The following is a 26,710-nucleotide window of genomic DNA, read 5'->3' on the forward strand; positions in this document are numbered from 1 at the left end:
GGAAAAGTGCGAAGCGTTTTTCCGTCAGGAAATGCATAAAAACCAGTTAGGCAAGAATGCCTGCCAGCATCAGTACCAGCCCGGCGGCGGACACCGTCCACACGGCCGAGCGAGTGAGGCCGAGACCGCCGATATAGATCGGCAGATAGGCAACCCTTGCCCAGAACCAGAGCATCGCGCCCCACTGGGTCAGCGCATCGCTCCGGCCCGAAAGCTCGATCACCACGGCAAGCGCGATGAAGACCGGATAGGTCTCATGGAAGTTGCGCAGTGCCCTTGTGGCCCGCCCCGTAAAGACGTTCGGCTCGGACGTCACATCTCGGTTGGTATCGGCCTCGATGATGCCGTTCTGCAGCCGATAGGCGCCCGCCTGCGCCATCACATAGACGATGGCGAGCACAGCGCTCCAGAGCAGATAGGTCAGTTCCAGCGACATCGTGCGATCCGGAATGAACGAGCCCGAGAAAGAAGCGGGGGCTGCGATTGCGCCCCCGCCATTGTCTTAGAGATCGAGCCCTTAGAGGTCGAGAACCAGACGTTCCGGATCCTCGAGGCTGTCCTTGACGCGGACGAGGAAGGTAACCGCTTCCTTGCCGTCGACCATGCGGTGGTCATAGGACAGCGCCAGATACATCATCGGACGGATGACGATCTGACCGCCGACGACAACGGGACGGTCCTGGATCTTGTGCATGCCGAGGATGCCCGACTGCGGCGCATTCAGGATCGGCGAGGACATCAGCGAACCGTAGACGCCACCGTTGGAGATGGTGAAGGTGCCGCCCTGCATGTCGGCCATCGACAGCTGACCATCACGAGCAAGCTTGCCCAACCGGCCGATGTCCTTCTCGATCTCGGCGATCGACATCTGGTCGGCATCGCGAACGACCGGAACGACAAGACCCTTGTCGGTGCCGACGGCGACGCCGATGTGGCAGAAGTTCTTGTAGATGACGTCGGTGCCGTCGATCTCGGCGTTTACGGCCGGGATTTCCTTCAGCGCGTGGGTGACGGCCTTGGTGAAGAAGCCCATGAAGCCGAGCTTCACGCCATGCTTCTTCTCGAAGATGTCCTTGTAGCGGTTGCGCAGGCTCATGACCGCGCTCATGTCCACCTCGTTGTAGGTGGTGAGCATGGCGGCAGTGTTCTGCGCGTCCTTGAGGCGACGGGCGATCGTCTGGCGCAGGCGGGTCATCTTGACGCGCTCTTCGCGAACCACGTCCTCGGTGGTCGACGGCGCACGGGCCTGGACCTTGACCGGCTCGGAAGCAGCCGGTGCCGAAATGCCCTTGGCGACGGCGGCAAGCACGTCACCCTTCAAGACCTGGCCGCGCTTGCCCGATCCATCGACCTGGTCGGCCGAGAGGTTGTTTTCGGCAAGCAGCTTGCCGGCGGACGGTGCCGGCGGCATCGAGGAGGCGGCAGGCGCCGCAGCAGCGGGCTGGGCAACCGGAGCGGCAGCAGCCGGCTCGGCCTTCTTTTCGGCAGCGGCAGCCGGAGCGGCGGCAGCAGCGCCAGCGCCAGCGGCGATCTGGCCGAGCAGCGCGCCGAGACCGACGGTCTCGCCGGCCTGGGCAACGATTTCGGTGAGAACGCCGGCCGAAGGAGCCGGAACTTCGATCGTTACCTTGTCGGTTTCCAGTTCGAGCAGCGGCTCGTCTGCCTTGATGGCATCGCCGACCTTCTTGAACCAGGTGCCGACGGTCGCTTCACTGACGGATTCGCCAAGGGTGGGAACGCGGATTTCTGTTGCCATGATTTTTGTTCCGTTGATCAGATATCTGTTTCTATCGATTGGCTCGTCGCCAGGGGGGGCATCAGCCCCCCAGCGCGTCCTCGAGGAAGGCGGCCAGCTGCGCCATGTGCTTCGACATCAGGCCCGTTGCCGGCGATGCGGCAGCCGGACGCCCGGTGTAGCGCACGCGCTGATACTTGGCGTCGATATGGGCGAGCACCCATTCCAGGTACGGGTCGATGAACGACCAGGCGCCCATGTTCTTCGGCTCTTCCTGGCACCAGACCATTTCCGCGTTGCGGAAGCGGCTGAGCTCGTTGATCAGCGCCTTGGCCGGGAACGGATAGAGCTGTTCGACGCGCAGCAGGTAGACGTCGTCGATGCCGCGCTTCTCGCGCTCTTCGAGCAGATCGTAGTAGACCTTGCCGGAGCAGAGCACGACGCGTCGGATCTTGGAATCCTTCTGCAGCTTGATCGGGCCGTCCTTGATGACTTCGGCGTCATCCCACAGCAGGCGGTGGAACGAGCTTTCGCCGGCCATTTCCGAAAGGCTCGAAACCGCACGCTTGTGGCGCAACAGCGACTTCGGCGTCATCAGGATCAGCGGCTTGCGGAAGTCGCGCTTCACCTGGCGGCGCAGGATGTGGAAGTAGTTCGCCGGCGTGGTGACGTTGGCGACCTGCATGTTGTCTTCCGCGCAGAGCTGCAGGAAGCGTTCGAGGCGGGCGGACGAATGCTCCGGACCCTGACCTTCATAGCCATGCGGCAGCAGGCAGACGAGGCCCGACATGCGCAGCCACTTGCGTTCGCCCGAAGAGACGAACTGGTCGAACACGACCTGCGCGCCGTTGGCGAAGTCGCCGAACTGGGCTTCCCAGAGCGTCAGCGCGTTCGGGCGCGCCAGCGAATAACCGTACTCGAAGCCGAGCACGGCCTCTTCGGAAAGCATCGAGTTGATGACTTCGTAGCGGGCCTGGGTGGGCGCGAGGTTGGCGAGCGGAATGTAGCGGTCTTCGGTCTGCTGATCGTAGAGAACCGAATGGCGCTGCGAGAAGGTGCCGCGTTCGCAGTCCTGGCCGGACAGACGAATCTTGGTGCCTTCGACGCAGAGCGTGCCGAACGCCAGCGCTTCGGCCATCGCCCAGTCGATCCCCTCGCCTGTGGTCACCATGTTGGCACGGTTTTCCATGAAGCGCTGGATGGTGCGGTGGGCGTTGAAGCCCGCCGGGATCTCGGCGATCTTGCGACCAATTTCCTTGAGCTGCTTCATCGGCACGGAGGTCTTGCCGCGACGCTGTTCGTCCTGGTTGTCGGCCGAGCGCAGGCCCGACCAGACACCATCAAGCCAGTCGGCCTTGTTGGGCTTGTAGGACTGGCCAGCCTCGAACTCCTGCTCGAGATGGGCGCGCCAGTCGGCCTTCATCTTTTCGACTTCGCCTTCGCTCATCAGCCCCTCAGCGACCAGACGGTCGGAGTAGAGCTGGACGACCGTCTTGTGGGCGCGGATGACCTTGTACATCTTCGGCTGCGTGAACGCCGGCTCGTCGCCTTCGTTGTGGCCGAAGCGGCGGTAGCAGAACATGTCGATGACGACAGGCTTGTGGAACTTCATCCGGAATTCGGTAGCGATCTTGGCCGCGTAGACCACCGCTTCCGGATCGTCGCCGTTGACGTGGAAGATCGGCGCCTCGATCATCTTGGCCACATCCGACGGATAGGGCGAAGAGCGCGAGAAGGCCGGATTGGTGGTGAAACCGATCTGGTTGTTGATGATGAAGTGGACCGTGCCGGCAACGCGGTGACCGCGCAGGCCCGACAAGCCGAGGATTTCGGCAATCACGCCCTGGCCTGCAAAGGCCGCATCGCCGTGCAGCAGGAGCGGCATGACCTTGGCGCGTTCGCGCAGCGGGATGATGTCGCCTTCGAACACGGTCGCCATCTGGTCCTGCTTGGCGCGGGCCTTGCCCATGACGACAGGGTTGACGATTTCCAGGTGCGACGGGTTGGCCGTCAGCGACAGGTGAACCTTGTTGCCGTCGAATTCGCGGTCGGAGGAAGCGCCGAGGTGGTACTTCACGTCGCCCGAACCTTCGACGTCGTCAGGTGCGTAGGAGCCGCCCTTGAATTCGTGGAAGATGGCGCGGTGCGGCTTTGCCATGACCTGGGAAAGCACGTTCAGACGGCCGCGGTGGGCCATGCCGAGAACGATTTCCTTCAGGCCTTCCTGGCCGCCGCGCTTGATGATCTGCTCGAGCGCCGGGATCAGCGATTCGCCGCCGTCGAGACCGAAGCGCTTGGTGCCCTTGTACTTGACGTCGATGAACTGTTCGAAGCCTTCCGACTCGATCAGCTTCTGCAGGATCGCCTTCTTGCCCTCGGGCGTGAAGTCGACGCCCTTGTCCGGGCCTTCGATGCGCTCCTGGATCCAGCCCTTCTCTTCCGGGTTGGACATGTGCATGAATTCGACGCCGATCGTCGAGCAGTAGGTGCGCTCGAGGATTTCGACCATTTCGCGAATGGTCGCGTATTCGAGGCCGAGCACGTTGTCGATGAAGATCTTGCGGTCGAGATCCTTGTCCTCGAACCCGTAGTTCGAGGGCGAAAGCTCGTTGTAGTCATCGACCGGCGCAGCAAGGCCGAGCGGATCGAGCTTGGCATGCAGGTGGCCACGGGCGCGATAGGCGCGGATCATCATGATGGCGCGAACCGAATCGCGCGTCGCCTGATGGATATCAGCAGCACTCGCCGCGGTGCCGGTGGCGGCTGCGGCTTCTTCTGCCTTCGCCTTGACCTTCTTCTCTATGACCTTTTCGACCGTACCCCAGTCGCCGTCGAGCGCGGAGACGAGTTCGCCGTTGGCGACGATCGGCCAGTTGGGCTTCTTCCAGGAGGCGCCCTTGGCAGCCTTCACCACATCTTCCGGCTTGTCGGCCAGCGCCTTGAAAAAGGCCTGCCACTCAGCCGAGACGGACGATGGATCCGTTTCGTAGCGTGCATAGAGCTGCTCGATATAGGCGGCGTTCGCGCCGTCCAGAAACGATGTGAGCTGGAATTGCTCGTTGGCCTCTTGCCTTGCCATGGGTTCTCGCGGACGTTTTGGTCCGCCTCCTGACTTAAGTTGGGATGCCGGGTTTTCCCGGTCGTTCATCATTATCGGGCGCCTCTTGTGCACCCTGCATGCGTCATAACTGCGGTCGTCGGGGCCGGCTCAAGTGACCAGCCCCGACGGCGCTTATGTAAGGTCAGCCCTTGAGGACTTCGACCAGCGTCTTGCCGAGGCGTGCCGGCGACGGCGACACGCGGATGCCCGCCTGCTCCATCGCGGCGATCTTGGATTCCGCATCTCCCTTGCCGCCGGAAACGACGGCACCGGCGTGACCCATGGTACGGCCCTTCGGCGCGGTACGGCCCGCGATGAAGCCGGCCATCGGCTTCTTGCGACCCTTCTTGGCTTCGTCGATGAGGAACTGCGCCGCATCTTCTTCAGCCGAGCCGCCGATTTCGCCGATCATGATGATCGAGGTCGTGGCTTCGTCGGCGAGGAACATCTCCAGCACGTCGATGAACTCGGTGCCCTTGACCGGGTCGCCGCCGATGCCGACAGCCGTCGTCTGGCCGAGGCCTTCGTTGGAGGTCTGGAACACGGCTTCATAGGTCAGCGTGCCGGAGCGCGAGACGATACCGACCGAACCCTTGCGGAAGATCGAGCCCGGCATGATGCCGATCTTGCATTCTTCCGGCGTCAGGATGCCGGGGCAGTTCGGGCCGAGCAGGCGCGACTTGGAGCGGTCGAGACGAGCCTTGACGCGCACCATGTCGGCAACCGGGATGCCTTCGGTGATGCAGGTGATGAACGGGATTTCCGCATCGATCGCCTCGATGATCGCGTCCGCGGCACCTGCCGGCGGAACGTAGATCACGGATGCGTCCGCACCGGTCTTGTCACGGCCTTCGGCAACCGACGCGAAGATCGGCAGGGTTTCGCCCTTGGAACCGGTCCAGGTTTCGCCGCCCTTCTTCGGGTGAATGCCGCCGACCATCTGCGTGCCGTAATAGGCAAGCGCCTGTTCGGTATGGAAGGTGCCGGTCTTGCCGGTCAGGCCCTGAACGAGGACCTTGGTGTTCTTGTTGACGAGAATCGACATGTGGTCTGGTCCTTCAGTTAGCCGTTGATCGCGGCAACGATCTTCTTGGCAGCGTCGTCCAGATCGTCGGCGGCGGTGATCGCCAGGCCGGATTCGTTCAGGATCTTCTTGCCAAGCTCGACATTCGTGCCTTCGAGACGCACGACCAGCGGAACCTTGAGGCCGACTTCCTGCACGGCGGCAACGACACCTTCAGCGATGACGTCGCACTTCATGATGCCGCCGAAGATGTTGACGAGGATACCCTCGACCTTCGGGTCGGCCGTGATGATCTTGAAGGCTGCCGCAACCTTCTCCTTGCCGGCGCCGCCGCCGACGTCGCAGAAGTTCGCCGGCTCCTTGCCGTAGAGCTTGATGATGTCCATCGTCGCCATGGCAAGGCCCGCGCCGTTGACCATGCAGCCGATGTTGCCGTCGAGCGCCACATAGGCGAGGTCCCACTTGGAGGCCTCGATTTCCTTGGCGTCTTCTTCGGTTTCGTCGCGCAGCGCCTTGATGTCGTCGTGGCGGAACAGGGCGTTGCCGTCGAACGAGACCTTGGCATCGAGAACGCGCACGCGGCCGTTCTTCATGACGATCAGCGGGTTGATCTCGAGCAGGCTCATGTCCTTTTCGACAAAGGCCTTGTAGAGGATCGGGAAGAGCTTTTCGGCGTCAGCCTTGGCTTCGCCTTCGAGCTTCAGGGCCGAGGTGAGCTTGGCGAGATCAGCGGCGGTGACGCCGGCTTCCGGGTTGATCGCGACGTTGACGATCTTTTCCGGCGTGTCGTGCGCAACTGCTTCGATGTCCATGCCACCTTCCGTCGAAACGACGAAGGCAACCTGGCCGACCGAGCGGTCGACGAGCAGCGACAGATAGAGTTCGCGTTCGATGTCGGCGCCATCCTCGATGTAGAGGCGGTTCACCTGCTTGCCGGCAGGGCCGGTCTGCGCCGTGACCAGCGTATTGCCGAGCATGTCCTTGGCATGAGCCTTGGCTTCATCGATCGAGAAGGCAAGACGAACGCCGCCCTTGGCATCGGCGGAAAGTTCCTTGAACTTGCCCTTGCCGCGACCGCCGGCATGGATCTGGCTCTTGACGACGTAGAGCGGGCCCGGGAGCGCCTTGGCAGCAGCTTCTGCCTCGTCTGCGGAGAAGATCGCGACACCTTCCGCGACCGGCGCGCCATAGCTCTTCAAGAGAGCCTTGGCCTGATATTCATGAATGTTCATGGTGTTTTTCCTGTCTGGAGCATTGTGCGGGCAGGTGGGGCACCTGCCCGCACCAATGCGGCAAAAACAAAGAGGTCGAGTGGATGCAAGCACCCGCTCGACGGGAGGCGATTACTGCTTCAGGCTCGGCGCAATGCCGATGCAGGCTTCGCAAAGACCGGCAACGGAAGCGACGGACTTGTCGAAAGCTTCCTTCTCGGCCTTGTTGAGATCGATCTCGATGATGCGCTCGACGCCGCCGGCACCGATGACGGTGGGAACGCCGACATACATGTCCTTGACGCCGTACTGGCCGGTCAGGTGCGCAGCGCAAGGCAGAACGCGCTTCTTGTCCTTGAGGTAGGCTTCGGCCATCTCGATCGCTGAAGCGGCCGGTGCGTAGTAGGCAGAGCCGGTCTTGAGCAGGCCGACGATTTCGGCGCCGCCGTCACGGGTGCGCTGGATGATTTCTTCGAGGCGCTCCTTGGTGACCCAGCCCATCTGCACGAGGTCGGTCAGCGGAATGCCGGCAACAGTCGAGTAGCGGGCGAGCGGCACCATGGTGTCGCCGTGGCCGCCGAGAACGAACGCGGTGACGTCCTGGACCGAAACGTTGAATTCCTGGGCGAGGAACAGGCGGAAGCGCGCGCTGTCGAGAACGCCGGCCATGCCGACGACCTTGTTCTTCGGCAGGCCGGAGAACTTCTGCAGCGCCCAGACCATGGCGTCGAGCGGGTTGGTGATGCAGATGACGAAGGCGTTCGGGGCATATTTCTTGATGCCCGCGCCAACCTGTTCCATGACCTTGAGGTTGATGCCGATCAGATCGTCGCGGCTCATGCCCGGCTTGCGGGCAACGCCGGCGGTAACGATGCACACGTCAGCGCCTTCGATGGCGGAATAGTCGCTAGCACCCGTCAGGTTCACGTCGAAGCCTTCGACCGGCGAGGACTGAGCGATGTCGAGACCCTTGCCCTGGGGGATGCCGTCGGCGATGTCGAAGAGGACGATGTCGCCCAGTTCCTTCAGGCCGGCGAGATGCGCCAGCGTGCCACCAATCATCCCTGAACCGATAAGTGCGATCTTGTTGCGCGCCATGAAAGTGCTTCCTTTGTGATCCCAAACTGATCGAGGCCTGAAACGCCGCAAACGCCAAACCTTCGCCGGAAGCCATTAAACGGCAATCGTTAAAATATCAATCGATACTTTTGGATGGAACAATTTCAATCGGTTAGATGACAAAATTCTTACGTAAACGTAAGAATTTCCGTCATGCGCGCGTCACGAAACCGCAATATTTTCAGGATGTTCTGCCGCATATTCCGCGCTCTGCATCTCGATCAGCCGCGATACGGTGCGGTCGAACTCGAAGCCTTCGGTGCCTTTCTTCAGCGTCAAAAGGTGCTGCGGTTCGGCAGCGGCCGAGGCAAAGAGACGGGCGCCATTGTCGTAGAGCGTATCGACCAGCAGGATGAAGCGCTTGGTTTCATTGCGCATATGCGGCCCGAGATGCGGCACATGGTCGACGAACAGGGTCGAATAGCGCTCGAGGATCGCCAGATAGTCGGCGGCCCCCAGCGGCTGCTGGCAAAGGTCGGCGAAGCTGAAACGGGCGGCCCTTCCGGCCGCCGCCGGCACCGGGATCTTGCGCCCCTTGCGCGGCACCTCGGCGGGCGCAGCGGCAGCGCCTGCCGTCTGCCGGCTCCAGGCCTGCGCCATCGCCGCGTCGGCGTCGGGTCCGAGCGGAGAAATCCAGACCGGGCTCCCGTCCGTCTTCATCAGGCGGTAGTCCGTATCGGTGTCGAGAGAGATGATCTCGGTGTTCGCCTTCAGGAGATCGATGAACGGCAGGAACAGCCCGCGGTTGAGACCGTCGCGATAAAGATTGTCCGGCGCGACGTTGGAGGTCGCCACGAGCACGCAGCCCTTGGCGAAGAGTTCGCTGAACAGCCGGGCGAGGATCATCGCGTCGGCGATGTCCGTCACCGTGAATTCGTCGAAGCACAGAAGCCGCGCTTCGGCGAAAAGATCGGAGGCGACCGGCGGGATCGGATCGGCCTGTTTCGTCTCGCCGTTCTTCAGCTTCTGCCGGTGCTTGTAGATGCGGTCGTGAACATCGGCCATGAACTCGTGGAAATGCGCCCGGCGCTTGCGCTGGATCGGCACCGCCTCGAAGAACATATCCATCAGCATGGTCTTGCCGCGGCCGACGCCGCCATGGATGTAGAGGCCCTTGACCGGCGGATGATCCTTCTTGCGCGAGGCAAAGAGCCAACCGAGCGCGTTGGTCTTGCGCGACGGCCTGCTTGCCAGAAGCTCGGCCGAAAGATGATCGAATCGTCGCGCTATCGCGAACTGAGCGGGATCGCGTTTTCGCTCGCCGCCCTGAACGAGTGTTTCGAGCTTGCGGTGGATGCTGTCGTCAGGATTGAGCACGTCTCACCCGAGCTGGACCGGAAAACGGGAAGCCCGGCGGTTGGCCGGGCTGAACCAGGTCATTAACGGCTGAGGCTGACCGGCTGGCCGCCGTTGGTCGAGCCATCGAAGCGCGCGTCGGCCGTCTTGTAGAGACGGGCAATCGCGTTGCCGGTGCGATCCTTGAGGACGACCTGCTTGCCGGCCACTTCCCAGGAACCCATGGCCGTCAGCTCGCCGGCGCAGCCACGCGTGCCGCCGCGCGAACCGCTGCCGAGGTTGGTGAGCGTCAGGAACATGTCGCAGGAGCTGCCGGCGCTCGAAACGCGCCAGTTGCCGACCATCGATTCCTTGGTCACGTCGAGCCCGCCGCCGGCGGCAGCAACCTGCGTGCCGGCCGTCTGTGCGCCACCGGCAACCGCCGTTCCAGCGGTCGGTGCAGCCGGGAATTGTGACGTGTTGCCGGTCGGATCGGGAAGCTGGTTCGACGAGACCGAAGGCACGGGCTGGGCCTGGAGGGGAGCAGGTGAAGAATCCTGGGAGCTGAAGCCACCCATGGATGTCCGCTGGCATCCGGTCAGCGCAAGCACAACCGCCAGCCCCGCCGCCGCATGAATAACCCGCATATCTTTACTCCCGATGTGTTCCGCGAACCATGATGCAACGCGATAATATAGGCCGAAATACAGCAAATCCACCTGTCAAATCAAGGGACGACGATTCAATGACACCTGTTGCAGGATTGAAACGTCTGCGGGAACGGGACAATCGCAAATTCTTGCCCGCCCGCGTGTTGCTTCGGGTGAGCGAAATGACTGTCTTGCACCGGCACAATCAACGATTGCCGAAGACAAACAAGGTCGTTCCCGACCATCTCGCTTTACGCGACGGACGGGAAACGCAAACGGCGGGCACAGGGCCCGCCGCAATATGCGATCGCTTTTGCCAGACTTCGGATCAGACCCGACGCTCGACCAGCATCTTCTTGATCTCGCCGATCGCTTTCGCCGGGTTGAGACCCTTCGGACAGGCCTGGGCGCAGTTCATGATCGTGTGGCAGCGATAAAGCCGGAAGGGATCCTCGAGATTGTCGAGGCGTTCGCCGGTCGCTTCGTCTCTGGAGTCGATCAGCCAGCGATAGGCCTGCAGCAAAACAGCCGGACCGAGGTAACGGTCACCGTTCCACCAGTAGCTCGGACAGGAGGTCGAGCAGCAGGCGCACAGGATGCATTCGTAGAGACCGTCGAGCTTGAGGCGGTCCTCGTGGCTCTGCTTCCATTCCTTGGCGGGCGTCGGCGTCACCGTCTTCAGCCACGGCTCGATCGAGCGGTGCTGGGCGTAGAAGTGAGTGAGATCCGGCACCAGGTCCTTGACGACAGGCATGTGCGGCAGCGGATAGACCTTCACCGCGCCGTTGACCTCATCCATGCCCTTGGTGCAGGCAAGCGTGTTGGTGCCGTCGATGTTCATCGCGCAGGAGCCGCAGATGCCTTCGCGGCAGGAGCGGCGCAACGTCAGCGTCGGGTCGATCTTGTTCTTGATGTAGAGCAGACCGTCGAGCACCATCGGGCCGCAATCGTCGATATCGATATAGAAGGTATCGATGCGCGGATTGGCGCCGTCATCAGGGTTCCAGCGATAGATGCGGTATTCGCGAACGTTGGTCGCGCCTGCCGGCTTCGGCCAGACCTTGCCTTCGGTCATCTGCGAGTTCTTGGGGAGAGCGAGTTCAACCATGGTAAAATCCTAGTTTGCCGACAGGAATTCCGTTTTCACGAAACCCTTGCAACCACCGAAAGCTGCGTTGCTCGCACGCACATAGGCGACCGATCCCTCGCGCTTTATAACCTGGGCTTTCGTGCCCGGCCGAGCAATACATTCCAAGTTCGGGGACATATGTTGATTGCCGATCATGATCGACGAACGCGCACCCCGAGCGGCCTTGGCTGTTTTCCAGACCCCAACGTCGTTGTTCATTTGAGCGGTCAGGCTCCCAGGAGCGCGAAGCTCGTAGCGCTCCGCCGCCATCGCGGGCGAGGCGACCAGCAAGATTCCGACGATCGGTGCAAAGCCAAAACGTGTTTTCATCATCAATACACACGTGCCTTCGGCTCGATCTTTTTCGGATCGATGCCGTCTGCGATCAGGTCTGTATGAACAGGGCGGTAGTCGAGCTTGACGTCGCCGGCGTCGTTGACCCAGGCGAGCGTGTGCTTGCGCCAGTTGACGTCATCACGGCCGCCGAGCGCACCGCTGGTATAGTCTTCGCGGGCGTGCGAGCCACGGCTCTCCTTGCGCGCTTCGGCGCCGTAGATCGTGGTGATGGCGTTGGCCATCAGGTTCTGCAACTCCAGCGTCTCGACGAGGTCGGAGTTCCAGATCATCGAACGATCCGTGACCTTGACGTCGGGCAGTTCCTTCCAGATCGCCGAGATGCGCTTGCAGCCCGATTCCAGCGATTCCTGGGTGCGGAACACGGCGGCGTCTTCCTGCATGGCGCGCTGCATCTTTTCGCGCAGCACCGCCGTCGGCGTCGAGCCGTTGGCATGACGCTGGGCGTCGAAACGGGCCATGATCTTGTCGCAGGCGGCAACGTTGAGCGCCGGCACCGCTTCGTTGCGATCGATGACCTGACCGGCGCGAATGGCGGCGGCGCGGCCGAAGACCACGAGGTCGATCAGCGAGTTGGAGCCGAGGCGGTTGGCGCCGTGCACCGAGGCGCAGCCGGCTTCGCCCACCGCCATCAGGCCGGGCGCGATGCGCTCGGGGTTCTGGCTGTCGGCGTTCAAGACTTCGCCCCAGTAGTTGGTCGGCACGCCGCCCATGTTGTAGTGCACGGTCGGCAGAACCGGGATCGGCTCGCGGGTAACATCGACGCCGGCGAAGATTTTTGCCGATTCCGAGATGCCCGGCAGGCGCTCATGCAGCACGGCCGGATCGAGATGGTCGAGATGCAGGAAGATGTGGTCCTTGTTCTTGCCAACACCGCGGCCTTCACGGATTTCCATCGTCATGCAGCGCGAAACGACGTCGCGCGACGCAAGGTCCTTGGCCGACGGCGCATAGCGCTCCATGAAGCGCTCGCCTTCGGAGTTGACGAGATAGCCGCCTTCGCCGCGCGCGCCTTCGGTGATCAGGCAGCCTGCGCCGTAGATGCCGGTCGGGTGGAACTGGACGAATTCCATGTCCTGCAGCGGCAGGCCGGCGCGCGCGATCATGCCGCCGCCGTCGCCGGTGCAGGTATGAGCCGAGGTTGCCGAGAAGTAGGCGCGGCCGTAGCCGCCGGTCGCCAGCACCACCATCTTGGCGGAGAAGCGGTGAATGGTGCCGTCGTCGAGGTTCCAGGCGACGACGCCGGTGCAGCGACCGTCATCCGACATGATCAGGTCGAGCGCGAAATACTCGATGAAGAATTCGGCGTTGTTGCGCAGCGCCTGGCCGTAGAGCGTATGCAGGATGGCGTGACCGGTGCGGTCAGCGGCAGCACAGGTGCGCTGCACCGGCGGGCCTTCGCCATAGTTCTGCATGTGGCCGCCGAACGGCCGCTGGTAGATCTTGCCTTCCGCGTTGCGCGAGAACGGCACGCCGTAATGCTCGAGCTCATAGACCGCCTTCGGCGCTTCCATGGCGAGATACTGCATGGCGTCGACGTCGCCGAGCCAGTCGGAGCCCTTGACGGTGTCGTAGAGGTGCCACTGCCAGCTGTCCGGTGTCATGTTCTGCAGCGAAGCGGCGATGCCGCCCTGGGCCGCAACCGTGTGCGAGCGCGTCGGGAAGACCTTGGTGATGCAGGCCGTCTTCAGGCCCTGCTCCGCCATGCCGAGCGTGGCGCGCAAGCCGGCGCCGCCGGCGCCGACGACGACCACGTCGAAGGCGTGATCGACATACTGGTAGGCCTTGCCGTTTGCAGCGGGTGAACTGTTCGATGCCATGACGAAATTACCCTGCAAAAGCGATCTTCAGGATGGCGAAAAGACAGAGCCCGCCAACCACGATCGCGAAAAATGTGTTGAGCATGAGAAGGGCGATCTTCGCGCCTTCGCCGTGCACGTAGTCCTCGATGATCACCTGCATGCCGAGCTTCATATGGATCAGGCCCGAGAGCAGGACCAGCCCCATGATGACGGCAACGAAGGGGTTCGACAGAGCCGAGACGACCTCCGCGTAGGGCGCGCCAGCGTAGCGAACGAGGAAGATGACGAAGAAGATCAAGAGCGGCACGTTGGCGACCGCCGTGACGCGCTGGCGCCAGAAGTGATCGGTGCCTTCCTTGGCGGAGCCGTAGCCGCGGACCTTGCTGAGAGGTGTGCGCATGTTCATGGTCGTGTCCCCTCAGTACCGCACGAGATAGCCGACGACCCAGATCAGCACGGTCAGTGCCACCGAGCCGACGATCGTTGCTTTTGCCATCTTGGTGGCAAAGTGCTTCTCGTAACCGTAGCCGAGGTCCCACATGAAGTGGCGCAGGCCGCCGAGCATATGATGCACCAGCGCCCAGGTATAGCCGAACAGCACCAGCTTGCCGAGAAGCGTGCCGAACAGCCAGCTCACCGAGTCGTAGGACGCCTCGCCGGATGCGGCGGCGATCAACCAGGCGGCAACGAGAATGGTGCCGAAGTAGAGCGCGCCGCCGGTAATGCGATGCACAATGGACATCACCATCGTCGGGATAGGTTTATAGATTTGAAGATGCGGCGACAGCGGCCGGCTTCTTGTGACATCCGTCATCGGAACCTCACGGAAATGCCCGGATTTCCGCCCAAAAAGTGGACGATTTTAGTCCGGTATCGCACCTGATTGTGCGCAATTCAGTCCTTCGGACCTTTAATCACCATATTGCTTAACGACAAGTGTGTTTGCAGTGCAAAATCAATTTAATCGATTAGACGAAAAGCGCCATTTTCAGGTCCGACCGAGACATGGTGCCCAATTAACGATACGCATGAAAACCACAACCAAATCCGTGACTTTCCGGCGAAATTGCCACAAAGTGCATTTAACGATTTGTTAAGCGTTTTGCGGAGGGCGGACAGAATGTTTCTGTTTCGAGCGATCCATGCGACCAAAGTTTTAGCACTTGCGGGCCTTCTTGTCGCCACCGCCTGCCTGCCGGTCCAGGCAGGAGACTGGGGTAACTCGCTGGAAGTGCAGTCTCGCGGCCGACACGTCCGGCTCGATTCGCATCGCTCCTTCAGCCGCCACGAATTCGACCGCATGGGCTATCGCTCCATGCGCGGCGGCAATTCGATACCGCGCAACGATTGGACTGCGCAGAATGGGCTGCCGGACGTGAATAGCCGCGTGCGACACATCCGGCTTCCCAAATATCGTTCGTATCCCGGGCACTATGGCGAGCGTCTGCGCTATCGCGACGGCTGGGCGCGCGAGCGCTCAGTGAGCACGATCTGGACATCGGGCGACCGCTACAATCGCCGCCCGGACAGCTACGGCGGCGACGGCTTTCCCGATACGATCGGCAGCATCGGCACCTATGCCGGCGGCATCTCGGCCTATCGCGATCCGGGCAACGGCATCTATTTCAGCCAGGAAGGCAACTACCGCTATTATGACGACGGGCAGTTCGCGCCACCACCAAAGGTAAACCGCGCAAAGATCATCGTCGTGTCACCGAGAACGTTCAATCGCGCCTGTGCCTTCGAGCATGGCGTCTGCGTCATCCGGCGCTAAAGCATTTCCAGGAAAAGTGCGGAGCGGTTTTCCGTCAGGAAATGCGTAAAAACAGAGAGATAGAGCGTTTCTGTGTTTCCGTCTAAATCGGAAACGCTCTAGCGCTCGCGCGTACGCTTGGGGGCACCCGTCGGACTGGTGGCCACGCCACCTTCACGATGCCGATCATCGCGCCATCGTCGCAGGCGCTACCGACCGATCGACGAAAACGCAGCCGAAGCGTTTGTCAGTCCTTTATGGCGTCAGCCTTCGGTCGCTCGAACCGCCAGACTGTCGTGCGCTTGACCTCACTGTCCTCAAGCGCCCTTGTCACCGGCACCTCATAAGTCGCGAGCGCCGTCATCCGGTCGCGCGGACAATAGGAGCGACCGGGATCACCGACGATGACAGTCGCACCGCCGGAGACCAGCGCCGTGAACCAGGGCAGCAGGCGCTCGGCAAAGGATTTGTCGTAGAAGACGTCACCGGCGAGGTAGAGATCAGCGGCCAGATCGCGGCCGGTGATGTCGTCGGCCGTGTAGGCGATCTCGACGCCGTTGAGGTCTGAATTCAGCCGCACCGCCGTCTCGGCCCACGGATCGATATCGGCGGCAAGCACCGAGGCCGCCCCCGCCTTCATCGCAGCGATTGCGACCAGCCCGGATCCAGAGGCGAAGTCGACGACGTGCCGGTCGCGCACGACCTCCGGATGATCGAGGACGTAACGCGCTAGCCCCTGCCCGCCGGCCCAGGCAAAGGCCCAGAACGGTGGCGGCAGGCCGATCTCCTCCAGCTCCTCTTCCGTTTTCAGCCAGAGTTCGTGCGCTTCCGTCGCCAGATGCAGCCGGACTTCCGGTACATGCGGCGGCGACAGAACGCCGGTATTGGCGCGGATGAAGCTTTCGGGATCGGTCTTCAAGAAATGCTCCGTGCGTGGTCCGAATTGAGGAGAGAGGCTTTCGGCCGGATCACGCGGAAAACAAGGCTAACGCGGCGGCGTATCGAGCCCGGCCATGCGGCAGACCTCGATCCACTCGTCCTCGGTAACCGGCTGGACCGACAGGCGCATGCTGGTAACCAGCGCCATGTTGGAAAGCTTGGGGTTGTCCTTGATTTCCTTCAGCGTCACCGGACGCGGCACGTCGCGGACGGCACGGATGTCGACGCAGTCCCAGCGGGCATCGCCCTCGGCGGTCGAATCGGGGTGCGACAGCGCGCAGACCTCGGTGATCCCGACGATTTCGAGCCCCTCGTTCGAGTGATAAAAGAAGCCCTTGTCGCCGATCTGCATCGCCCGCATGTTGTTGCGCGCGAGATAATTGCGAACGCCGGTCCACTCGGTGCCCTTCGCACCGGCATCCTTCTGCATCTGCCAGGACCACTTGAAGGGCTCGGATTTGTAAAGCCAGAACGCCATTCGTATCTCAAGCCTCGGGGTTGTTGAAGACCCAGTTGAAGGCCTTGATTTCGACGTTGGAGAACAGGCCGGCCTGGGCATAAGGATCGGCTTCGGCGATAGCGCGCGCATCGTCGATCGTCTCGGCCTTGACGATCACCAGGCTGCCGGTCGGCTTGCCGTCGTCGCCGAGGAAGGGACCGGCCATCTTCAGGATGCCCTTGGCATTGAGGTCGTTGAGATAGGCGACGTGATCCGGGCGCGTGTCGAGCCGAAGCTGCAGCGCGCCTGATTTGTCGGTGCATTGAAGTGCGAAAAGCATGCTTCCTCCTTAGGTTTTCGTTTGGCGCGGGATGCGAGCGGAAAACCGCCTGGCACTTTTCCTCATCCCGCCGACCGGTTCATTCCTGGGTGATCGGACGGGACATCAATTGTTCAAGGGCGGTGCGCACATCGAGCCTGCCGTCGATGATCGCGGCAACCGCCTCGGTGATCGGCATCTCGACGCCGAGCTCGCGAGCGACGCGGGCGGCCACCGAGGCGGCAAATGCGCCCTCGACGAGTTCGCCCTGGCGCCCGCTGGCGCGGCCATCCTTGCCGAGCGCGATGCCGAAGCGCAGGTTGCGCGACTGGTGGCTGGTTGCCGTCAACACCAAATCGCCGAGGCCCGAGAGACCGCGAACCGTATCGGCATCGCCGCCTTCGGCGACGACGAAGCGGGACATTTCCGCAAGACCGCGCGAGATCAGCGCCGCCCGGGCGCTATCGCCGAGCCCGGCGCCCTCGACGATGCCGCAGGCGATGGCAAGCACATTCTTCAGCGCGCCGCCGAGCTGAACGCCGATGCGATCTTCAGAAGGATAAAGACGGAAGGTCGGGCCGGACAGCGCTTCGGCAAGCAGCGTTGCCGTGGAATTCTCCGCGGCGGCAACCACCATCGCCGTCGGCAGGCCCTTGGCAATGTCGGCCGCAAAGCCGGGACCGGAGAGCACGCCGATGCCGTGTCCCGGCAATTCCTCCAGAAGCACGTCGGTCAGGAGGCGGCCGGTTGCCTGCTCCATGCCCTTGGCACAGGTGACGATCGTTGCCGCGGAATTGATCGATGGGCCGTATTGGCGCGCGGCTTCGCGGTGCGCCTGCGACGGCATGACGAACAGGACGATCTCGGCATCGCCAAGCACCGCGACATCGGCGCTGTGCTTGAGGCCTGCCGGCAGGTCGATGCCGGGAAGCGCCTGCTCGTTGCGGCCGGTCCGCCGGCATTCTTCCGCCGTCTCTTTCCGGCGAGCGAGCAGGGTCACGTCGCTGCCGTCGGCAGATGCGGCAACGGCAGCAAGCGCTGTGCCGAAGGCACCGGCGCCGACCACCACGATCTTGGGATTGGTGTTCATCGTCTGTCCATCATGCCCTGGCTGATTTCCGTCATGCCTTGGCGCCACGCTTGCCGGAACCGAGCAAGGTCTGCGCCTGTTGGTCGAGCGGCCAGCGCGAGCGTGGCGCGACGTCGAGACCGTCGGCCGGCAAGCCGGCGGCAAACCGCTCGGCACCCGCCCAGGCGATCATCGCGGCATTGTCAGTGCAAAGCTGAAGCGGCGGCGCGATGAAATCGAATCCGTTCTTGTTGCAGAGGTCCTGGAGCGTCGCCCGCAGCACCTGGTTGGCGGCAACGCCGCCGGCAACGACAAGCGCCGGCTTTTCGACGGACGCATGATCCGTCTTGAACCGCTTCAAGCCGCGGCCGATCCGATCCTTGAGCGTGCGCGAGATCGCGCGCTGGAAGGAGGCGCAAATGTCGGCGATATCCTGGTCGGTCACCGGTTCGAGCGACTGGGCCGCCTGCCGCACCGCCGTCTTCAGGCCGGAGAAGGAGAAATCGAGCCTGGCATCGCCGACCAGCGGCCGCGGAAAATTGAACCGCTCGGCATTGCCGTTCAGCGCCGCGCGCTCGACGGCAGGGCCGCCGGGATAAGGAAGACCGAGGAGCTTTGCCGTCTTGTCGAAGGCTTCTCCGAGCGCGTCGTCGATCGTCGTGCCCCAGCGCTCGTAGTCACCGACGCCCTTGACCAGGATCAGCTGGGTGTGGCCGCCCGAGACGAGCAGCATCAGATAGGGAAAGGAGAGACCATCGGTCAGCCGCGCGGTCAGCGCGTGGCCCTCGAGATGGTTGACGGCATAGAGTGGCTTGCCGGTCGCCCGCGCAATCGCCTTGCCCGTCATCAGCCCGACGATGAGGCCACCGATCAGACCGGGACCACTTGTCGCAGCTATCGCATCGATGTCGTCAAGCGTCACTCCGGCGCGTAAGAGCGCCTCCTCGATCAGCGTGTCGAGCGCTTCGACATGGGCGCGCGCGGCAATCTCCGGAACCACGCCGCCATAGGCGCTATGCTCTTCCAGCTGGCTGAGCACGACGTCGCCGAGTATGCTTCCCCTGCCGTTTTCGTCGCGCAGCACGACGGAAGCGGCGGTTTCGTCGCAGCTTGTTTCAATGCCGAGGATGCGCATGGGCGGGGACATCAGGAACTACTCAAAGATTGCGGTCGCACCGAAAGGTGGGTACACGGAACTCCGGTAACAATGGATAGCCTTTGATGCAAACAAAACCTTTCCGGATCGGCACGCGCGGCAGCCCGCTGGCGCTCGCTCAAGCCCATGAAACGCGCGATCGCCTTGTCGCCGCGCATGGTCTGTCGCCGGAAATGTTCGAGGTCGTCATCCTGTCCACCAAGGGCGACCGCATCACCGATCGCTCGCTCGCCGAGATCGGCGGCAAGGGCCTTTTCACCGAGGAAATCGAGCAGCAACTGCTCTCGGGCGAACTGGATTTCGCCGTGCATTCCTCCAAGGACATGCCGACCAGACTTCCTGATGGCCTGTTCCTCTCCGCCTTCCTGCCGCGCGAGGACATCCGCGACGCCTTCATCGGCCGCACGGCACCCAAGCTGATGGACTTGCCGGAAGGCGTGACCGTCGGCTCGTCGTCGCTGCGCCGCCAGGCATTGATCCGAAGGCTTAGGCCCGACATCAATGTCATCACCTATCGCGGCCAGGTCGAGACGCGGCTGCGCAAGCTTTCCGAAGGCCAGGTCGATGCGACGCTGCTCGCCTATGCCGGCCTGAAGCGGCTCGGCATGACCGACGTGCCGACCGAACTGCTCGATCCGGAAGAATTTCCGCCGGCACCGGCACAAGGTGCGATCTGTATCGAGAGCAGGATCGGCGACAGCCGCGTCAATGACCTGCTCGCGGCCATCGACGATGCCCGAACCCATGAAGCCGTCGCCTGCGAACGCGGCTTCCTGGCGACACTCGACGGCTCCTGTCGCACTCCGATCGCCGGCCTGGCGATCTCGGACGGCACGCATCTGCGCTTCTCCGGCATGATCCTGACGCCCGACGGTCGCACCCATCACCGGGTTACGATCGAAGGTAAGGCGACCGACGCCATGGCACTTGGGCAAAAGGCCGGCGAACAGATCCGCGCCGACGCGGGACCGGGCTTCTTCTCGAGCTGGATCTGAACCATGCGGCTGCTCGTGACCCGGCCGCAACCCGCCGCGGAGGCTACGGCCCGCCGGCTGGAGCGCTTGGGTCACCGGCCCCAGTTGCTGCCGCTGGCGCAGGCGGAACATTTGCCGCAGACCGCGCGAACAGCACTCGAAACGCCGCATGACGCGATCGCGCTGACGAGCGCCGAAGCCGTTCGGGTGCTGGCCGAACTTGAGGCCAATCTCACACCGCATAAGGCCAAACCCTGTTTTTGCGTCGGCGAAGCGACGTCGCGCGCGGCGCGCGCACTTGGCTTCACCCAGGTCCACCCGGCAGAGGGCACCGGAAAGAGCCTTGCGGAGCTGATCGCGGCCACGCCTTCTCGATCCGAACGACCGCTCCTCTATCTCGCAGGCTCCCCCCGCTCCAAAGGATTTGAAGCGACGCTTCGGCAGCTTCACATCGATCATGTCACCGTTGAATGCTACCGGATGCAGCCGATCACCCATCCACCGGACGCATTGACACGCCTGCTTTCCGCCGGTCGGCCAGATGCCGTGCTGCTCTATTCCAACGACACGGCGCGGCGCTTCGCAGCGCTGCTGGTCGACGTGGGTCTTGAAGCCGCCGCCTTCTCACCGCGCTACCTCTGCCTGAGTGATGCGGTTGCCGCCGCTCTACCGGAAGGAGCACCGGTCGAGATCGCCGCAAGACCCGACGAGGAAAGCCTTTTCAGCCTCCTCTAATGCTATTTCGATCAAAAACGGAACAAGGGGGGCTTTCCCTCACCGGTCAGCCTGACTAGGTTTGTTGCGAGAACCGACAGGCAACAACGGTAGGAGGTCACCATGGTATCGGAAAACCCGCCGCGCCGCTCGAAAGCCGAGAAAGAGCCGCTGACGATCGACCTTGAAGCGGAAAAGCCCGTGACGGAAAACACCGAGGCAACCGCGAGCCACGCAGCAGCTGCCGATGAGCCGACCGAGCCCCCCGAAGCCGATGACGCTGCGGAAGCGCGCCTCGAAGAGGAGATCGAGGAGCAGCGCGCCGATGCGGCCGCCGCCGTCTTCACCGAAGAGCCGCCGCATATCAGTCGCACGCCCGAGGCGACAGTGGTGCAGAAACCGCCTTCGAGCGCCGGCGCGCTGGCCGCGGGTATCCTCGGCGGCCTCGTCACGCTCGCCGGCTTCGGCGTGCTGCAATATGCCGGCTATATACCGGGGCTTGGCCCCGACCGAGGCGCGTCGACCGCGGAGCTCACGCTTTCGAGCGAGGTCCAGGCGCTGCGCGACCAGGTGGCCGGCATTCAGGCACCGGCTGCGACCATCGACATGGCGCCGCTCGAGAACCGCCTCGCAGCCCTGGAGCAGACTGCAGCACAACCGGCTGCCAGCGGGGCGCCGGCTGCCGAGGTGACGGCTCTGCAAGCCGAAGTGACTAACCTGACCAAGGAGATCGCGGCCCTGAAATCGGGCCTCGCTGACGCGCAGCAATCGGCGACGGCGGCGAGGGCCGAACTGGCAAGCCGCATCGACACCGCCGAGCAGAAACTCAACGAGCCCGCCAATGACATCCAGGTCGCAAAGGCTGTCGCCGTGACGGCGCTCAAGAGCGCGATCGACCGCGGCGGACCGTTCCTGGCCGAACTCGACGCACTTCGCAGCATCGCGCCGGACGAGACGGCAGTAACCGGCCTCGCCCAGGATGCAACGACAGGCGTGGCAACGCGGGCCGACCTTCGGCGCGATTTTGCAGCCGCGGCTGATACGATGCTCGATACGCTCGATCAACCGGATCCGAACGAGGGCGTCTTCGACCGCCTCGTTTCCAGCGCCATGTCCGGCATTCGCGTGCGCCCCGTCGGCAGCGTCGAAGGCGAGACGCCGGAAGCCGTCGTCGCCCGCATCGAGGACAAGCTGAACAACGGCGATCTCAAGGGCGCGGCATTGGAGTGGGATGCTCTGCCTGCAGCCGCCAAGACTGCCGGCGAAGCGTTCAAGGTCAAGCTTGACCAGCGTCTGAGGGTCGAGGGCATCATCGATGCGGCGGTCGCCGCAACGATGAACAAGACCGCCACCGAAGGCTGAGGAAGACAGATATGATCCGCATTTTGATCTTCATCCTGATCGTGCTCGGCCTCGGCCTCGGCTTCGCGTGGCTCGCGGATCGGCCCGGCGAACTGTCGCTCGTCTGGCAAGGCCAGCTCATCGAGATGAGCCTGATGCGTGCGGCGTCGCTGCTGATCTCACTGGTCGCCGCGGTGCTGATCGCCATCTGGCTGGTGCGTACCATCTGGCTGTCGCCGCACACCGTCACCCGCTATTTCCGCGCCCGCAAACGCGACAGGGGTTACCAGGCGCTGTCGACCGGCCTGATTGCCGCCGGTGCCGGCGACGCCAACCAGGCGCGCAAGATGACGGCGCGCACCCGCGGCCTGATCAGCGCCGACCAGGAGCCGCTGATCCACTTGCTCGAAGCCCAGACCTTCCTGATCGAGGGCAAATACGACGACGCCCGCAAGAAATTCGAACTGATGGCCGACGACCCGGAAACGCGGGAACTCGGCCTGCGCGGTCTCTATCTCGAGGCCAAGCGCCTGGGCGCCCACGAAGCGGCCCGCCAATATGCTGAACGCGCGGCGGAGAAGGCGCCGCACCTGCCCTGGGCAACGCTGGCAACGCTCGACAGCCAGAGCCAGGCCGGACAATGGGACGACGCACTGCGCCTCCTCGACCAGAGCCGGACCGCTCACGTGCTGGAGCGCAAGGACGCCGACCGCAAGAAGGCCGTGCTCCTGACCGCCCGCGCCATGACCCGTCTCGACGGCGATGCCAAGACGGCTCGCGATGACGCGCTTGCAGCGCTCAAGCTAGACGAAAACCTTGTGCCGGCAGCACTCATCGCGGCAAAGGCGCTGTTTCGCGAGGACAACCTGCGCAAGGGCGCATCGATCCTCGAAAAAGCGTGGAAGCATGAACCGCATCCCGACATCGCCCGCCTTTATGTCAGGGCACGGGGCGGCGACACGGCGGTCGACCGGCTGAAGCGCGCGAGAAAACTCGAATCGCTCCGCCCGAACAACGCGGTTGCCATGGCCGCCGTTGCCGAGGCGGCGCTGGAAGCCCGCGAGCTTCTGCTTGCCCGCACCAAGGCGGAGGCGGCCGCACGGTTGGAGCCGACCGAGAGCATCTTTCTGCTGCTTGCCGATATCGAGGAGGCCGACACCGGCGACGAGGGCCGTATCCGCCACTGGATGGCCCAGGCCCTGAAGAGCCCGCGCGACCCCGCCTGGACGGCCGATGGCGTGACCTCGCCGACCTGGCTGCCGGTCTCGCCGGTCAGCGGACGGCTCGATGCATTCGAATGGAAGGCACCGTCGCTGCAGCTTGCCACACAGGTCGAGGACGGCCATCTGAACGCCGATCAAGCGATCCGCAGCTTGCCGCCAGTCTTGGCCGAGCACCATCCGGTGCCCCATGGCACGGCTCCAGCGAAACAGGTTGTCGATGCGCCCGTGATCTTCGAAGCGGTATCCGAACCTCCGCGGGAGCGCCCGGAGCCGATCAAGGTTGCGGAAGCTAGAAAACCGGCCTCGGTCGTCGAAAAGCCCCGCGAAAAAGATGGCGCCTCCAATGGCGAGCCGGTCGCCGACCCGTTCTTCGGCCGTGCCCCCGATGATCCCGGCGTGCGGGAACCGGCTGCCGGCGAGAAGCTGCCGGAAAAGACCAGTTTCCGATTGTTCTGAGTTTTGTAAGGGGCTGTGGACACAACCATGTTTGAACGCTTCCGGACGTTTCTCGAGGGCCTGACCGGCCCGACGACACGGATCGAGAGGGGCGATCCGCGCGTGGCGGTCATCGCACTCTGCATTCAGGTGATGGAGGCGGACGGCAAGATCCTTGCCTCCGAACAGCGCAAGATGCGCACCATCATCAAGCAGCACTATGCACTTGACGATGCGGCGCTCGACGCGCTGGTCGAGGCAGGCCAGTCGGCCGAAAGCGAAGCGATCGACTTCTATCAGTTCACCGCCGAAGTGAAGCGCCACCTTTCCGAAGAGCAGCGCATCGAACTGATCGGCATGCTCTGGGAGGTTGTCTATGCCGACGGCGAGCGCAGCGAGATGGAAGACCACGTGATCTGGCGGATCGCCGATCTCTTGGGTGTTTCCGGACGAGACCGCGTGTTGAAGCGACGGGAGGTTGCGGCAAGGATCGATGCGGAGGAAGAAGGCGAACCGCGACAGGAAAGCTGACATGCCGATAGCCGCCGAAACCGACAGGAAGCCCATCCTTATCGTCCTGCACCAGGAGCGATCGAGCGCCGGCCGTGTCGGCCAGATCCTCACCCAGAAGGGTTTTTCCCTCGACATCCGTCGTCCGGCGCTTGGCGACGAGCTGCCGCCGACGCTGGAACACCATGGCGGCACGATCATCTTCGGCGGCCCGATGAGCGCCAACGACGAGGAGGATTTCGTCCGGCGCGAGATCGACTGGCTGTCGGTGCCGCTGAAGGAAAACAAACCCTATCTCGGCATTTGCCTCGGCGCCCAGATGCTGGCGCGCAATCTCGGCGGCAAGGTCGCGCCGCACCATGAAGGCATGACGGAGATCGGCTGGTATCCACTGGTTGCCACCGACGCCGGCCGGGCGCTGATGGACTGGCCTGACATGGTCTATCATTTCCATCGCGAAGGCTTCGACCTGCCTGCGGGCGCCGAGCTTCTGGCAACCGGCAACACCTATCCGAACCAGGCCTTCCGCTATGGCGACAACGCCTGGGGCATCCAGTTTCATGGCGAGCTGACGCGCGCCATGATGCATCGCTGGGTGGTGCACGGCGCCCATCGCTTTGAAATGCCGGGCGCACAGATCGGCAAGGCCCATCTCGACGGGCGCATGCAGCACGACGGGCCGTTGCGCACCTGGATGGAGAATTTCCTCGACCTCATCTTCCTGCAGGCGGGCGTCAGAGAGGCCGCATAGCGGCAAACCCCACCGCTAGCGACGATGCTCCGGCACGTCGAGCGTGTCGATCTTGCGCAGTTGCGGGAAGCCGAGCGCCCAGAGCACTGACACCAGCAGCGTGCCTGCACCGCCGAACGCGACGGCAAAGACCGCGCCGAAGCCCGAAGCCATCATGCCCGCACGAAATTCGCCAAGCTCGTTGGAGGCGCCGACGAACACCATGTTGACCGCATTGACGCGACCGCGCAGCTCGTCCGGTGTCCACAGCGTGATCAGGATTTCGCGCACATAGACCGAGATCATGTCGGCAGCGCCCATGATCACCAGCGCTGCGATCGACAGCCACGGCGTTGCCGACAGGCCGAAGACGATGGTGCCGAGACCGAACAGCGCAACGCCGGTGAACATCAGGATGCCCGCACGGTGGCGGATGGGGTGGGCGGCCAGCCAGATCGCCATGCCGACCGCGCCGACGCCGGGGGCGGCGCGCAGCAGCCCCAGGCCCCAGGGGCCGAGATCAAGGATGTCGCGGGCGAACACCGGCATCAGCGCAACGGCGCCACCGAGCAGCACTGCGAAGAGATCGAGCGAGATCGCGCCCAGCACCACCTTCTCCGCCTTGATGTAGCGAAAGCCGGCGGTGATCGTCTCCCAGCTCTGCACTGGGGCCTTGGAGCGGGCTGCCGGCTTCGGAATGGCAAACACCATCAGCGCCGCCGCCGCGAAGAAGCAGACGCCGACAGCATAGGGTGCAACCGAACCGAAGCCATAGATCAGGCCGCCGGCAACCGGGCCGACGATCATCGCCGTCTGCCAGGATGTCGAATTCCAGGCGATCGCATTGGGCAGGTCTTCCGGCGGCACCAGATTGGGTGCGAGCGACTGGGAAGCGGGCGCGAGAAACGCCCGCTCGATGCCGAAGACGATCAGGATCGCATAAACAGGCCAGGGCGAGAAAAGCCCGGTGACCGTCAGCATCAGCAACGCGATGGCGCACAGCGTGCTGACGGCCATGCAGATGCCCATGATCATGCGCCGGTTGTAGCGATCGGCAACCGAGCCGGTGACGAGGATCAGCACCAGCGACGGCAGGAACTGGAAAAGCCCGATCAAGCCGAGATCGAACGGATCGCGCGTCAGATCGTAGATCTGCCAGCCGACCGCGACGGAGATGATCTGGATGGCGAAGTAGGCGAGGAAGCGCGAGAAGAAATAACGACGATAGCCGACATGCCTGAAGGCGGCGAAGCGGTGCGTGGTATGAACGGCAGACATGGGGGAAACGCTCCTCGACGGTACCGATCTTTGTCCGACCTCTATTAAACATGATCGCGCACGACAAATCGGCGTACTTGCTCGTTTAGGTCTCAATGTCTACATGTCTGTCAATAACGATTTGGAGACCGGCATGATTGCTGTCATCGGCACCTTGAACTTTATTATCAACATCGCGTGGTTTCTGATCATCGCGTCCGCCATCTTTTCCTGGCTCTACGCGTTCAACGTCATCAACGTGAACAACCAGGCGATCAACATGATCGGCCGTTCGCTCTACCAGCTGACCGAGCCGCTCTATCGTCCGATCCGCCGGGTCCTGCCCAACATGGGCGGCGTCGATCTTTCGCCGCTGGTCGTGCTGGTGATCCTCTATTTCATCCAGCTGTTCCTGAACACGACGATCGCGCCGGCGCTGCTGCGCTGATCCA

Annotated in this window: 27 protein-coding genes; 8 read left to right on the forward strand and 19 right to left on the reverse strand. The window is 63.1% G+C overall.

Features of this window, described 5'->3' with window-relative positions; all coding sequences use genetic code 11:
- Positions 1 to 46: 46 nt before the first annotated feature.
- The 13 genes from AC07UR_RS14275 to sdhC all read right to left on the reverse strand — a co-directional run bounded on the left by AC07UR_RS14275 (position 47) and on the right by sdhC (position 14,213).
- Entirely contained in the window at positions 47 to 436 is a 390-nt protein-coding gene (locus AC07UR_RS14275) for an MAPEG family protein (protein WP_173418264.1), read from the reverse strand.
- Between the two features lie 81 nt (positions 437 to 517).
- Entirely contained in the window at positions 518 to 1,756 is a 1,239-nt protein-coding gene (gene odhB, locus AC07UR_RS14280; protein WP_209790465.1) for a 2-oxoglutarate dehydrogenase complex dihydrolipoyllysine-residue succinyltransferase, read from the reverse strand.
- A gap of 61 nt (positions 1,757 to 1,817) precedes the next feature.
- Complete coding sequence (locus AC07UR_RS14285; RefSeq protein ID WP_209790464.1) at positions 1,818 to 4,814, reverse strand: 2-oxoglutarate dehydrogenase E1 component; 2,997 nt, start codon at positions 4,812 to 4,814, stop codon at positions 1,818 to 1,820.
- A 163-nt stretch (positions 4,815 to 4,977) separates the two neighbouring features.
- Positions 4,978 to 5,880: a succinate--CoA ligase subunit alpha gene (gene sucD, locus AC07UR_RS14290; RefSeq protein ID WP_173418267.1), complete on the reverse strand. Its 903-nt coding sequence runs from the start codon at positions 5,878 to 5,880 to the stop codon at positions 4,978 to 4,980.
- Between the two features lie 17 nt (positions 5,881 to 5,897).
- Positions 5,898 to 7,091, reverse strand: coding sequence for an ADP-forming succinate--CoA ligase subunit beta (gene sucC / locus AC07UR_RS14295; protein ID WP_077500768.1), 1,194 nt, complete (start codon positions 7,089 to 7,091; stop codon positions 5,898 to 5,900).
- 111 nt (positions 7,092 to 7,202) lie between these two features.
- Positions 7,203 to 8,168, reverse strand: coding sequence for a malate dehydrogenase (gene mdh / locus AC07UR_RS14300; protein ID WP_077500769.1), 966 nt, complete (start codon positions 8,166 to 8,168; stop codon positions 7,203 to 7,205).
- Between the two features lie 183 nt (positions 8,169 to 8,351).
- A complete protein-coding gene (gene zapE / locus AC07UR_RS14305) occupies positions 8,352 to 9,506 on the reverse strand; it encodes a cell division protein ZapE (RefSeq protein WP_209790463.1) in 1,155 nt (384 codons plus the stop codon).
- 62 nt (positions 9,507 to 9,568) lie between these two features.
- A complete protein-coding gene (locus tag AC07UR_RS14310; RefSeq protein WP_173418269.1) occupies positions 9,569 to 10,111 on the reverse strand; it encodes a protease inhibitor Inh/omp19 family protein in 543 nt (180 codons plus the stop codon).
- A 331-nt stretch (positions 10,112 to 10,442) separates the two neighbouring features.
- Complete coding sequence (locus AC07UR_RS14315) at positions 10,443 to 11,222, reverse strand: succinate dehydrogenase iron-sulfur subunit (RefSeq protein ID WP_209790462.1); 780 nt, start codon at positions 11,220 to 11,222, stop codon at positions 10,443 to 10,445.
- 9 nt (positions 11,223 to 11,231) lie between these two features.
- The gene (locus AC07UR_RS14320; protein WP_234941821.1) at positions 11,232 to 11,576 is read right to left on the reverse strand and encodes a succinate dehydrogenase; all 345 of its coding nucleotides are present in this window, start codon (positions 11,574 to 11,576) and stop codon (positions 11,232 to 11,234) included.
- Complete coding sequence (sdhA, locus tag AC07UR_RS14325) at positions 11,576 to 13,417, reverse strand: succinate dehydrogenase flavoprotein subunit (protein ID WP_209790461.1); 1,842 nt, start codon at positions 13,415 to 13,417, stop codon at positions 11,576 to 11,578. Before sdhA ends, AC07UR_RS14320 begins: the two co-directional genes overlap by 1 nt.
- Positions 13,418 to 13,424: 7 nt before the next feature.
- The gene (sdhD, locus tag AC07UR_RS14330; RefSeq protein WP_077500773.1) at positions 13,425 to 13,805 is read right to left on the reverse strand and encodes a succinate dehydrogenase, hydrophobic membrane anchor protein; all 381 of its coding nucleotides are present in this window, start codon (positions 13,803 to 13,805) and stop codon (positions 13,425 to 13,427) included.
- A gap of 12 nt (positions 13,806 to 13,817) precedes the next feature.
- Positions 13,818 to 14,213: a succinate dehydrogenase, cytochrome b556 subunit gene (sdhC, locus tag AC07UR_RS14335; RefSeq protein ID WP_173418272.1), complete on the reverse strand. Its 396-nt coding sequence runs from the start codon at positions 14,211 to 14,213 to the stop codon at positions 13,818 to 13,820.
- Positions 14,214 to 14,519: 306 nt separating this feature from the next.
- Between sdhC and AC07UR_RS14340 the strand changes: the two genes are divergently transcribed.
- Positions 14,520 to 15,173: a hypothetical protein gene (locus AC07UR_RS14340; protein ID WP_173418273.1), complete on the forward strand. Its 654-nt coding sequence runs from the start codon at positions 14,520 to 14,522 to the stop codon at positions 15,171 to 15,173.
- Positions 15,174 to 15,399: 226 nt separating this feature from the next.
- Here the strand turns inward: AC07UR_RS14340 and AC07UR_RS14345 are convergent, their stop codons facing one another.
- The 5 genes from AC07UR_RS14345 to tsaD all read right to left on the reverse strand — a co-directional run bounded on the left by AC07UR_RS14345 (position 15,400) and on the right by tsaD (position 19,065).
- Complete coding sequence (locus AC07UR_RS14345; RefSeq protein WP_209790460.1) at positions 15,400 to 16,071, reverse strand: class I SAM-dependent methyltransferase; 672 nt, start codon at positions 16,069 to 16,071, stop codon at positions 15,400 to 15,402.
- A 66-nt stretch (positions 16,072 to 16,137) separates the two neighbouring features.
- On the reverse strand, positions 16,138 to 16,569 hold the full coding sequence (locus AC07UR_RS14350) for an EVE domain-containing protein (RefSeq protein ID WP_173418275.1): 432 nt from the start codon (positions 16,567 to 16,569) through the stop codon (positions 16,138 to 16,140).
- 7 nt (positions 16,570 to 16,576) lie between these two features.
- A complete protein-coding gene (locus tag AC07UR_RS14355) occupies positions 16,577 to 16,870 on the reverse strand; it encodes a YciI-like protein (protein ID WP_173418276.1) in 294 nt (97 codons plus the stop codon).
- Positions 16,871 to 16,949: 79 nt separating this feature from the next.
- A complete protein-coding gene (locus AC07UR_RS14360; RefSeq protein WP_209790459.1) occupies positions 16,950 to 17,939 on the reverse strand; it encodes an NAD(P)H-dependent glycerol-3-phosphate dehydrogenase in 990 nt (329 codons plus the stop codon).
- A 31-nt stretch (positions 17,940 to 17,970) separates the two neighbouring features.
- Positions 17,971 to 19,065, reverse strand: coding sequence for a tRNA (adenosine(37)-N6)-threonylcarbamoyltransferase complex transferase subunit TsaD (gene tsaD, locus AC07UR_RS14365; RefSeq protein ID WP_209790458.1), 1,095 nt, complete (start codon positions 19,063 to 19,065; stop codon positions 17,971 to 17,973).
- A 74-nt stretch (positions 19,066 to 19,139) separates the two neighbouring features.
- Here tsaD and hemC point away from each other — a divergent pair, with 74 nt between their 5' ends.
- The 6 genes from hemC to AC07UR_RS14395 all read left to right on the forward strand — a co-directional run bounded on the left by hemC (position 19,140) and on the right by AC07UR_RS14395 (position 25,022).
- Positions 19,140 to 20,069 carry a hydroxymethylbilane synthase gene (gene hemC, locus AC07UR_RS14370; protein WP_209790457.1) on the forward strand — a complete coding sequence of 310 codons (930 nt, stop codon included), beginning with the start codon at positions 19,140 to 19,142 and terminating at the stop codon, positions 20,067 to 20,069.
- A gap of 3 nt (positions 20,070 to 20,072) precedes the next feature.
- Positions 20,073 to 20,783, forward strand: a complete 711-nt coding sequence (locus AC07UR_RS14375) for a uroporphyrinogen-III synthase (protein WP_209790456.1) — start codon at positions 20,073 to 20,075, stop codon at positions 20,781 to 20,783.
- A gap of 102 nt (positions 20,784 to 20,885) precedes the next feature.
- Positions 20,886 to 22,124: a COG4223 family protein gene (locus tag AC07UR_RS14380; RefSeq protein ID WP_209790455.1), complete on the forward strand. Its 1,239-nt coding sequence runs from the start codon at positions 20,886 to 20,888 to the stop codon at positions 22,122 to 22,124.
- Positions 22,125 to 22,135: 11 nt separating this feature from the next.
- Complete coding sequence (locus AC07UR_RS14385) at positions 22,136 to 23,782, forward strand: heme biosynthesis protein HemY (RefSeq protein ID WP_209790454.1); 1,647 nt, start codon at positions 22,136 to 22,138, stop codon at positions 23,780 to 23,782.
- A gap of 27 nt (positions 23,783 to 23,809) precedes the next feature.
- Entirely contained in the window at positions 23,810 to 24,292 is a 483-nt protein-coding gene (locus AC07UR_RS14390) for a tellurite resistance TerB family protein (RefSeq protein WP_209790453.1), read from the forward strand.
- A gap of 1 nt (position 24,293) precedes the next feature.
- The gene (locus AC07UR_RS14395; protein ID WP_209790452.1) at positions 24,294 to 25,022 is read left to right on the forward strand and encodes a glutamine amidotransferase; all 729 of its coding nucleotides are present in this window, start codon (positions 24,294 to 24,296) and stop codon (positions 25,020 to 25,022) included.
- 15 nt (positions 25,023 to 25,037) lie between these two features.
- Here the strand turns inward: AC07UR_RS14395 and AC07UR_RS14400 are convergent, their stop codons facing one another.
- A complete protein-coding gene (locus AC07UR_RS14400) occupies positions 25,038 to 26,279 on the reverse strand; it encodes an MFS transporter (protein ID WP_173418285.1) in 1,242 nt (413 codons plus the stop codon).
- A 133-nt stretch (positions 26,280 to 26,412) separates the two neighbouring features.
- On the opposite strand from AC07UR_RS14400, the gene AC07UR_RS14405 reads away from it, so the two are divergent.
- Positions 26,413 to 26,706, forward strand: coding sequence for a YggT family protein (locus tag AC07UR_RS14405; protein WP_025425107.1), 294 nt, complete (start codon positions 26,413 to 26,415; stop codon positions 26,704 to 26,706).
- Positions 26,707 to 26,710 lie beyond the last annotated feature (4 nt).

The organism is Ensifer sp. GW821-FHT05G01 (assembly GCF_059419585.1).

Bases quoted from the DNA above. Each gene is read 5' to 3' on its own strand.
- mdh (WP_077500769.1), bottom strand. From the start codon at position 8,168: ATGGCGCGCAACAAGATCGCACTTATCGGTTCAGGGATGATTGGTGGC.
- sdhC (WP_173418272.1), bottom strand. From the start codon at position 14,213: ATGACGGATGTCACAAGAAGCCGGCCGCTGTCGCCGCATCTTCAAATC.
- AC07UR_RS14405 (WP_025425107.1), top strand. From the start codon at position 26,413: ATGATTGCTGTCATCGGCACCTTGAACTTTATTATCAACATCGCGTGG.
- AC07UR_RS14375 (WP_209790456.1), top strand. From the start codon at position 20,073: ATGCGGCTGCTCGTGACCCGGCCGCAACCCGCCGCGGAGGCTACGGCC.
- odhB (WP_209790465.1), bottom strand. From the start codon at position 1,756: ATGGCAACAGAAATCCGCGTTCCCACCCTTGGCGAATCCGTCAGTGAA.
- AC07UR_RS14350 (WP_173418275.1), bottom strand. From the start codon at position 16,569: ATGGCGTTCTGGCTTTACAAATCCGAGCCCTTCAAGTGGTCCTGGCAG.
- AC07UR_RS14340 (WP_173418273.1), top strand. From the start codon at position 14,520: ATGTTTCTGTTTCGAGCGATCCATGCGACCAAAGTTTTAGCACTTGCG.
- AC07UR_RS14275 (WP_173418264.1), bottom strand. From the start codon at position 436: ATGTCGCTGGAACTGACCTATCTGCTCTGGAGCGCTGTGCTCGCCATC.
- AC07UR_RS14320 (WP_234941821.1), bottom strand. From the start codon at position 11,576: ATGATGAAAACACGTTTTGGCTTTGCACCGATCGTCGGAATCTTGCTG.
- hemC (WP_209790457.1), top strand. From the start codon at position 19,140: ATGCAAACAAAACCTTTCCGGATCGGCACGCGCGGCAGCCCGCTGGCG.
- tsaD (WP_209790458.1), bottom strand. From the start codon at position 19,065: ATGTCCCCGCCCATGCGCATCCTCGGCATTGAAACAAGCTGCGACGAA.
- AC07UR_RS14390 (WP_209790453.1), top strand. From the start codon at position 23,810: ATGTTTGAACGCTTCCGGACGTTTCTCGAGGGCCTGACCGGCCCGACG.
- AC07UR_RS14315 (WP_209790462.1), bottom strand. From the start codon at position 11,222: ATGGTTGAACTCGCTCTCCCCAAGAACTCGCAGATGACCGAAGGCAAG.
- AC07UR_RS14285 (WP_209790464.1), bottom strand. From the start codon at position 4,814: ATGGCAAGGCAAGAGGCCAACGAGCAATTCCAGCTCACATCGTTTCTG.
- AC07UR_RS14395 (WP_209790452.1), top strand. From the start codon at position 24,294: ATGCCGATAGCCGCCGAAACCGACAGGAAGCCCATCCTTATCGTCCTG.
- AC07UR_RS14400 (WP_173418285.1), bottom strand. From the start codon at position 26,279: ATGTCTGCCGTTCATACCACGCACCGCTTCGCCGCCTTCAGGCATGTC.
- AC07UR_RS14360 (WP_209790459.1), bottom strand. From the start codon at position 17,939: ATGAACACCAATCCCAAGATCGTGGTGGTCGGCGCCGGTGCCTTCGGC.
- sucC (WP_077500768.1), bottom strand. From the start codon at position 7,091: ATGAACATTCATGAATATCAGGCCAAGGCTCTCTTGAAGAGCTATGGC.
- sdhD (WP_077500773.1), bottom strand. From the start codon at position 13,805: ATGAACATGCGCACACCTCTCAGCAAGGTCCGCGGCTACGGCTCCGCC.
- AC07UR_RS14385 (WP_209790454.1), top strand. From the start codon at position 22,136: ATGATCCGCATTTTGATCTTCATCCTGATCGTGCTCGGCCTCGGCCTC.
- sdhA (WP_209790461.1), bottom strand. From the start codon at position 13,417: ATGGCATCGAACAGTTCACCCGCTGCAAACGGCAAGGCCTACCAGTAT.
- AC07UR_RS14380 (WP_209790455.1), top strand. From the start codon at position 20,886: ATGGTATCGGAAAACCCGCCGCGCCGCTCGAAAGCCGAGAAAGAGCCG.
- AC07UR_RS14310 (WP_173418269.1), bottom strand. From the start codon at position 10,111: ATGCGGGTTATTCATGCGGCGGCGGGGCTGGCGGTTGTGCTTGCGCTG.
- sucD (WP_173418267.1), bottom strand. From the start codon at position 5,880: ATGTCGATTCTCGTCAACAAGAACACCAAGGTCCTCGTTCAGGGCCTG.
- AC07UR_RS14355 (WP_173418276.1), bottom strand. From the start codon at position 16,870: ATGCTTTTCGCACTTCAATGCACCGACAAATCAGGCGCGCTGCAGCTT.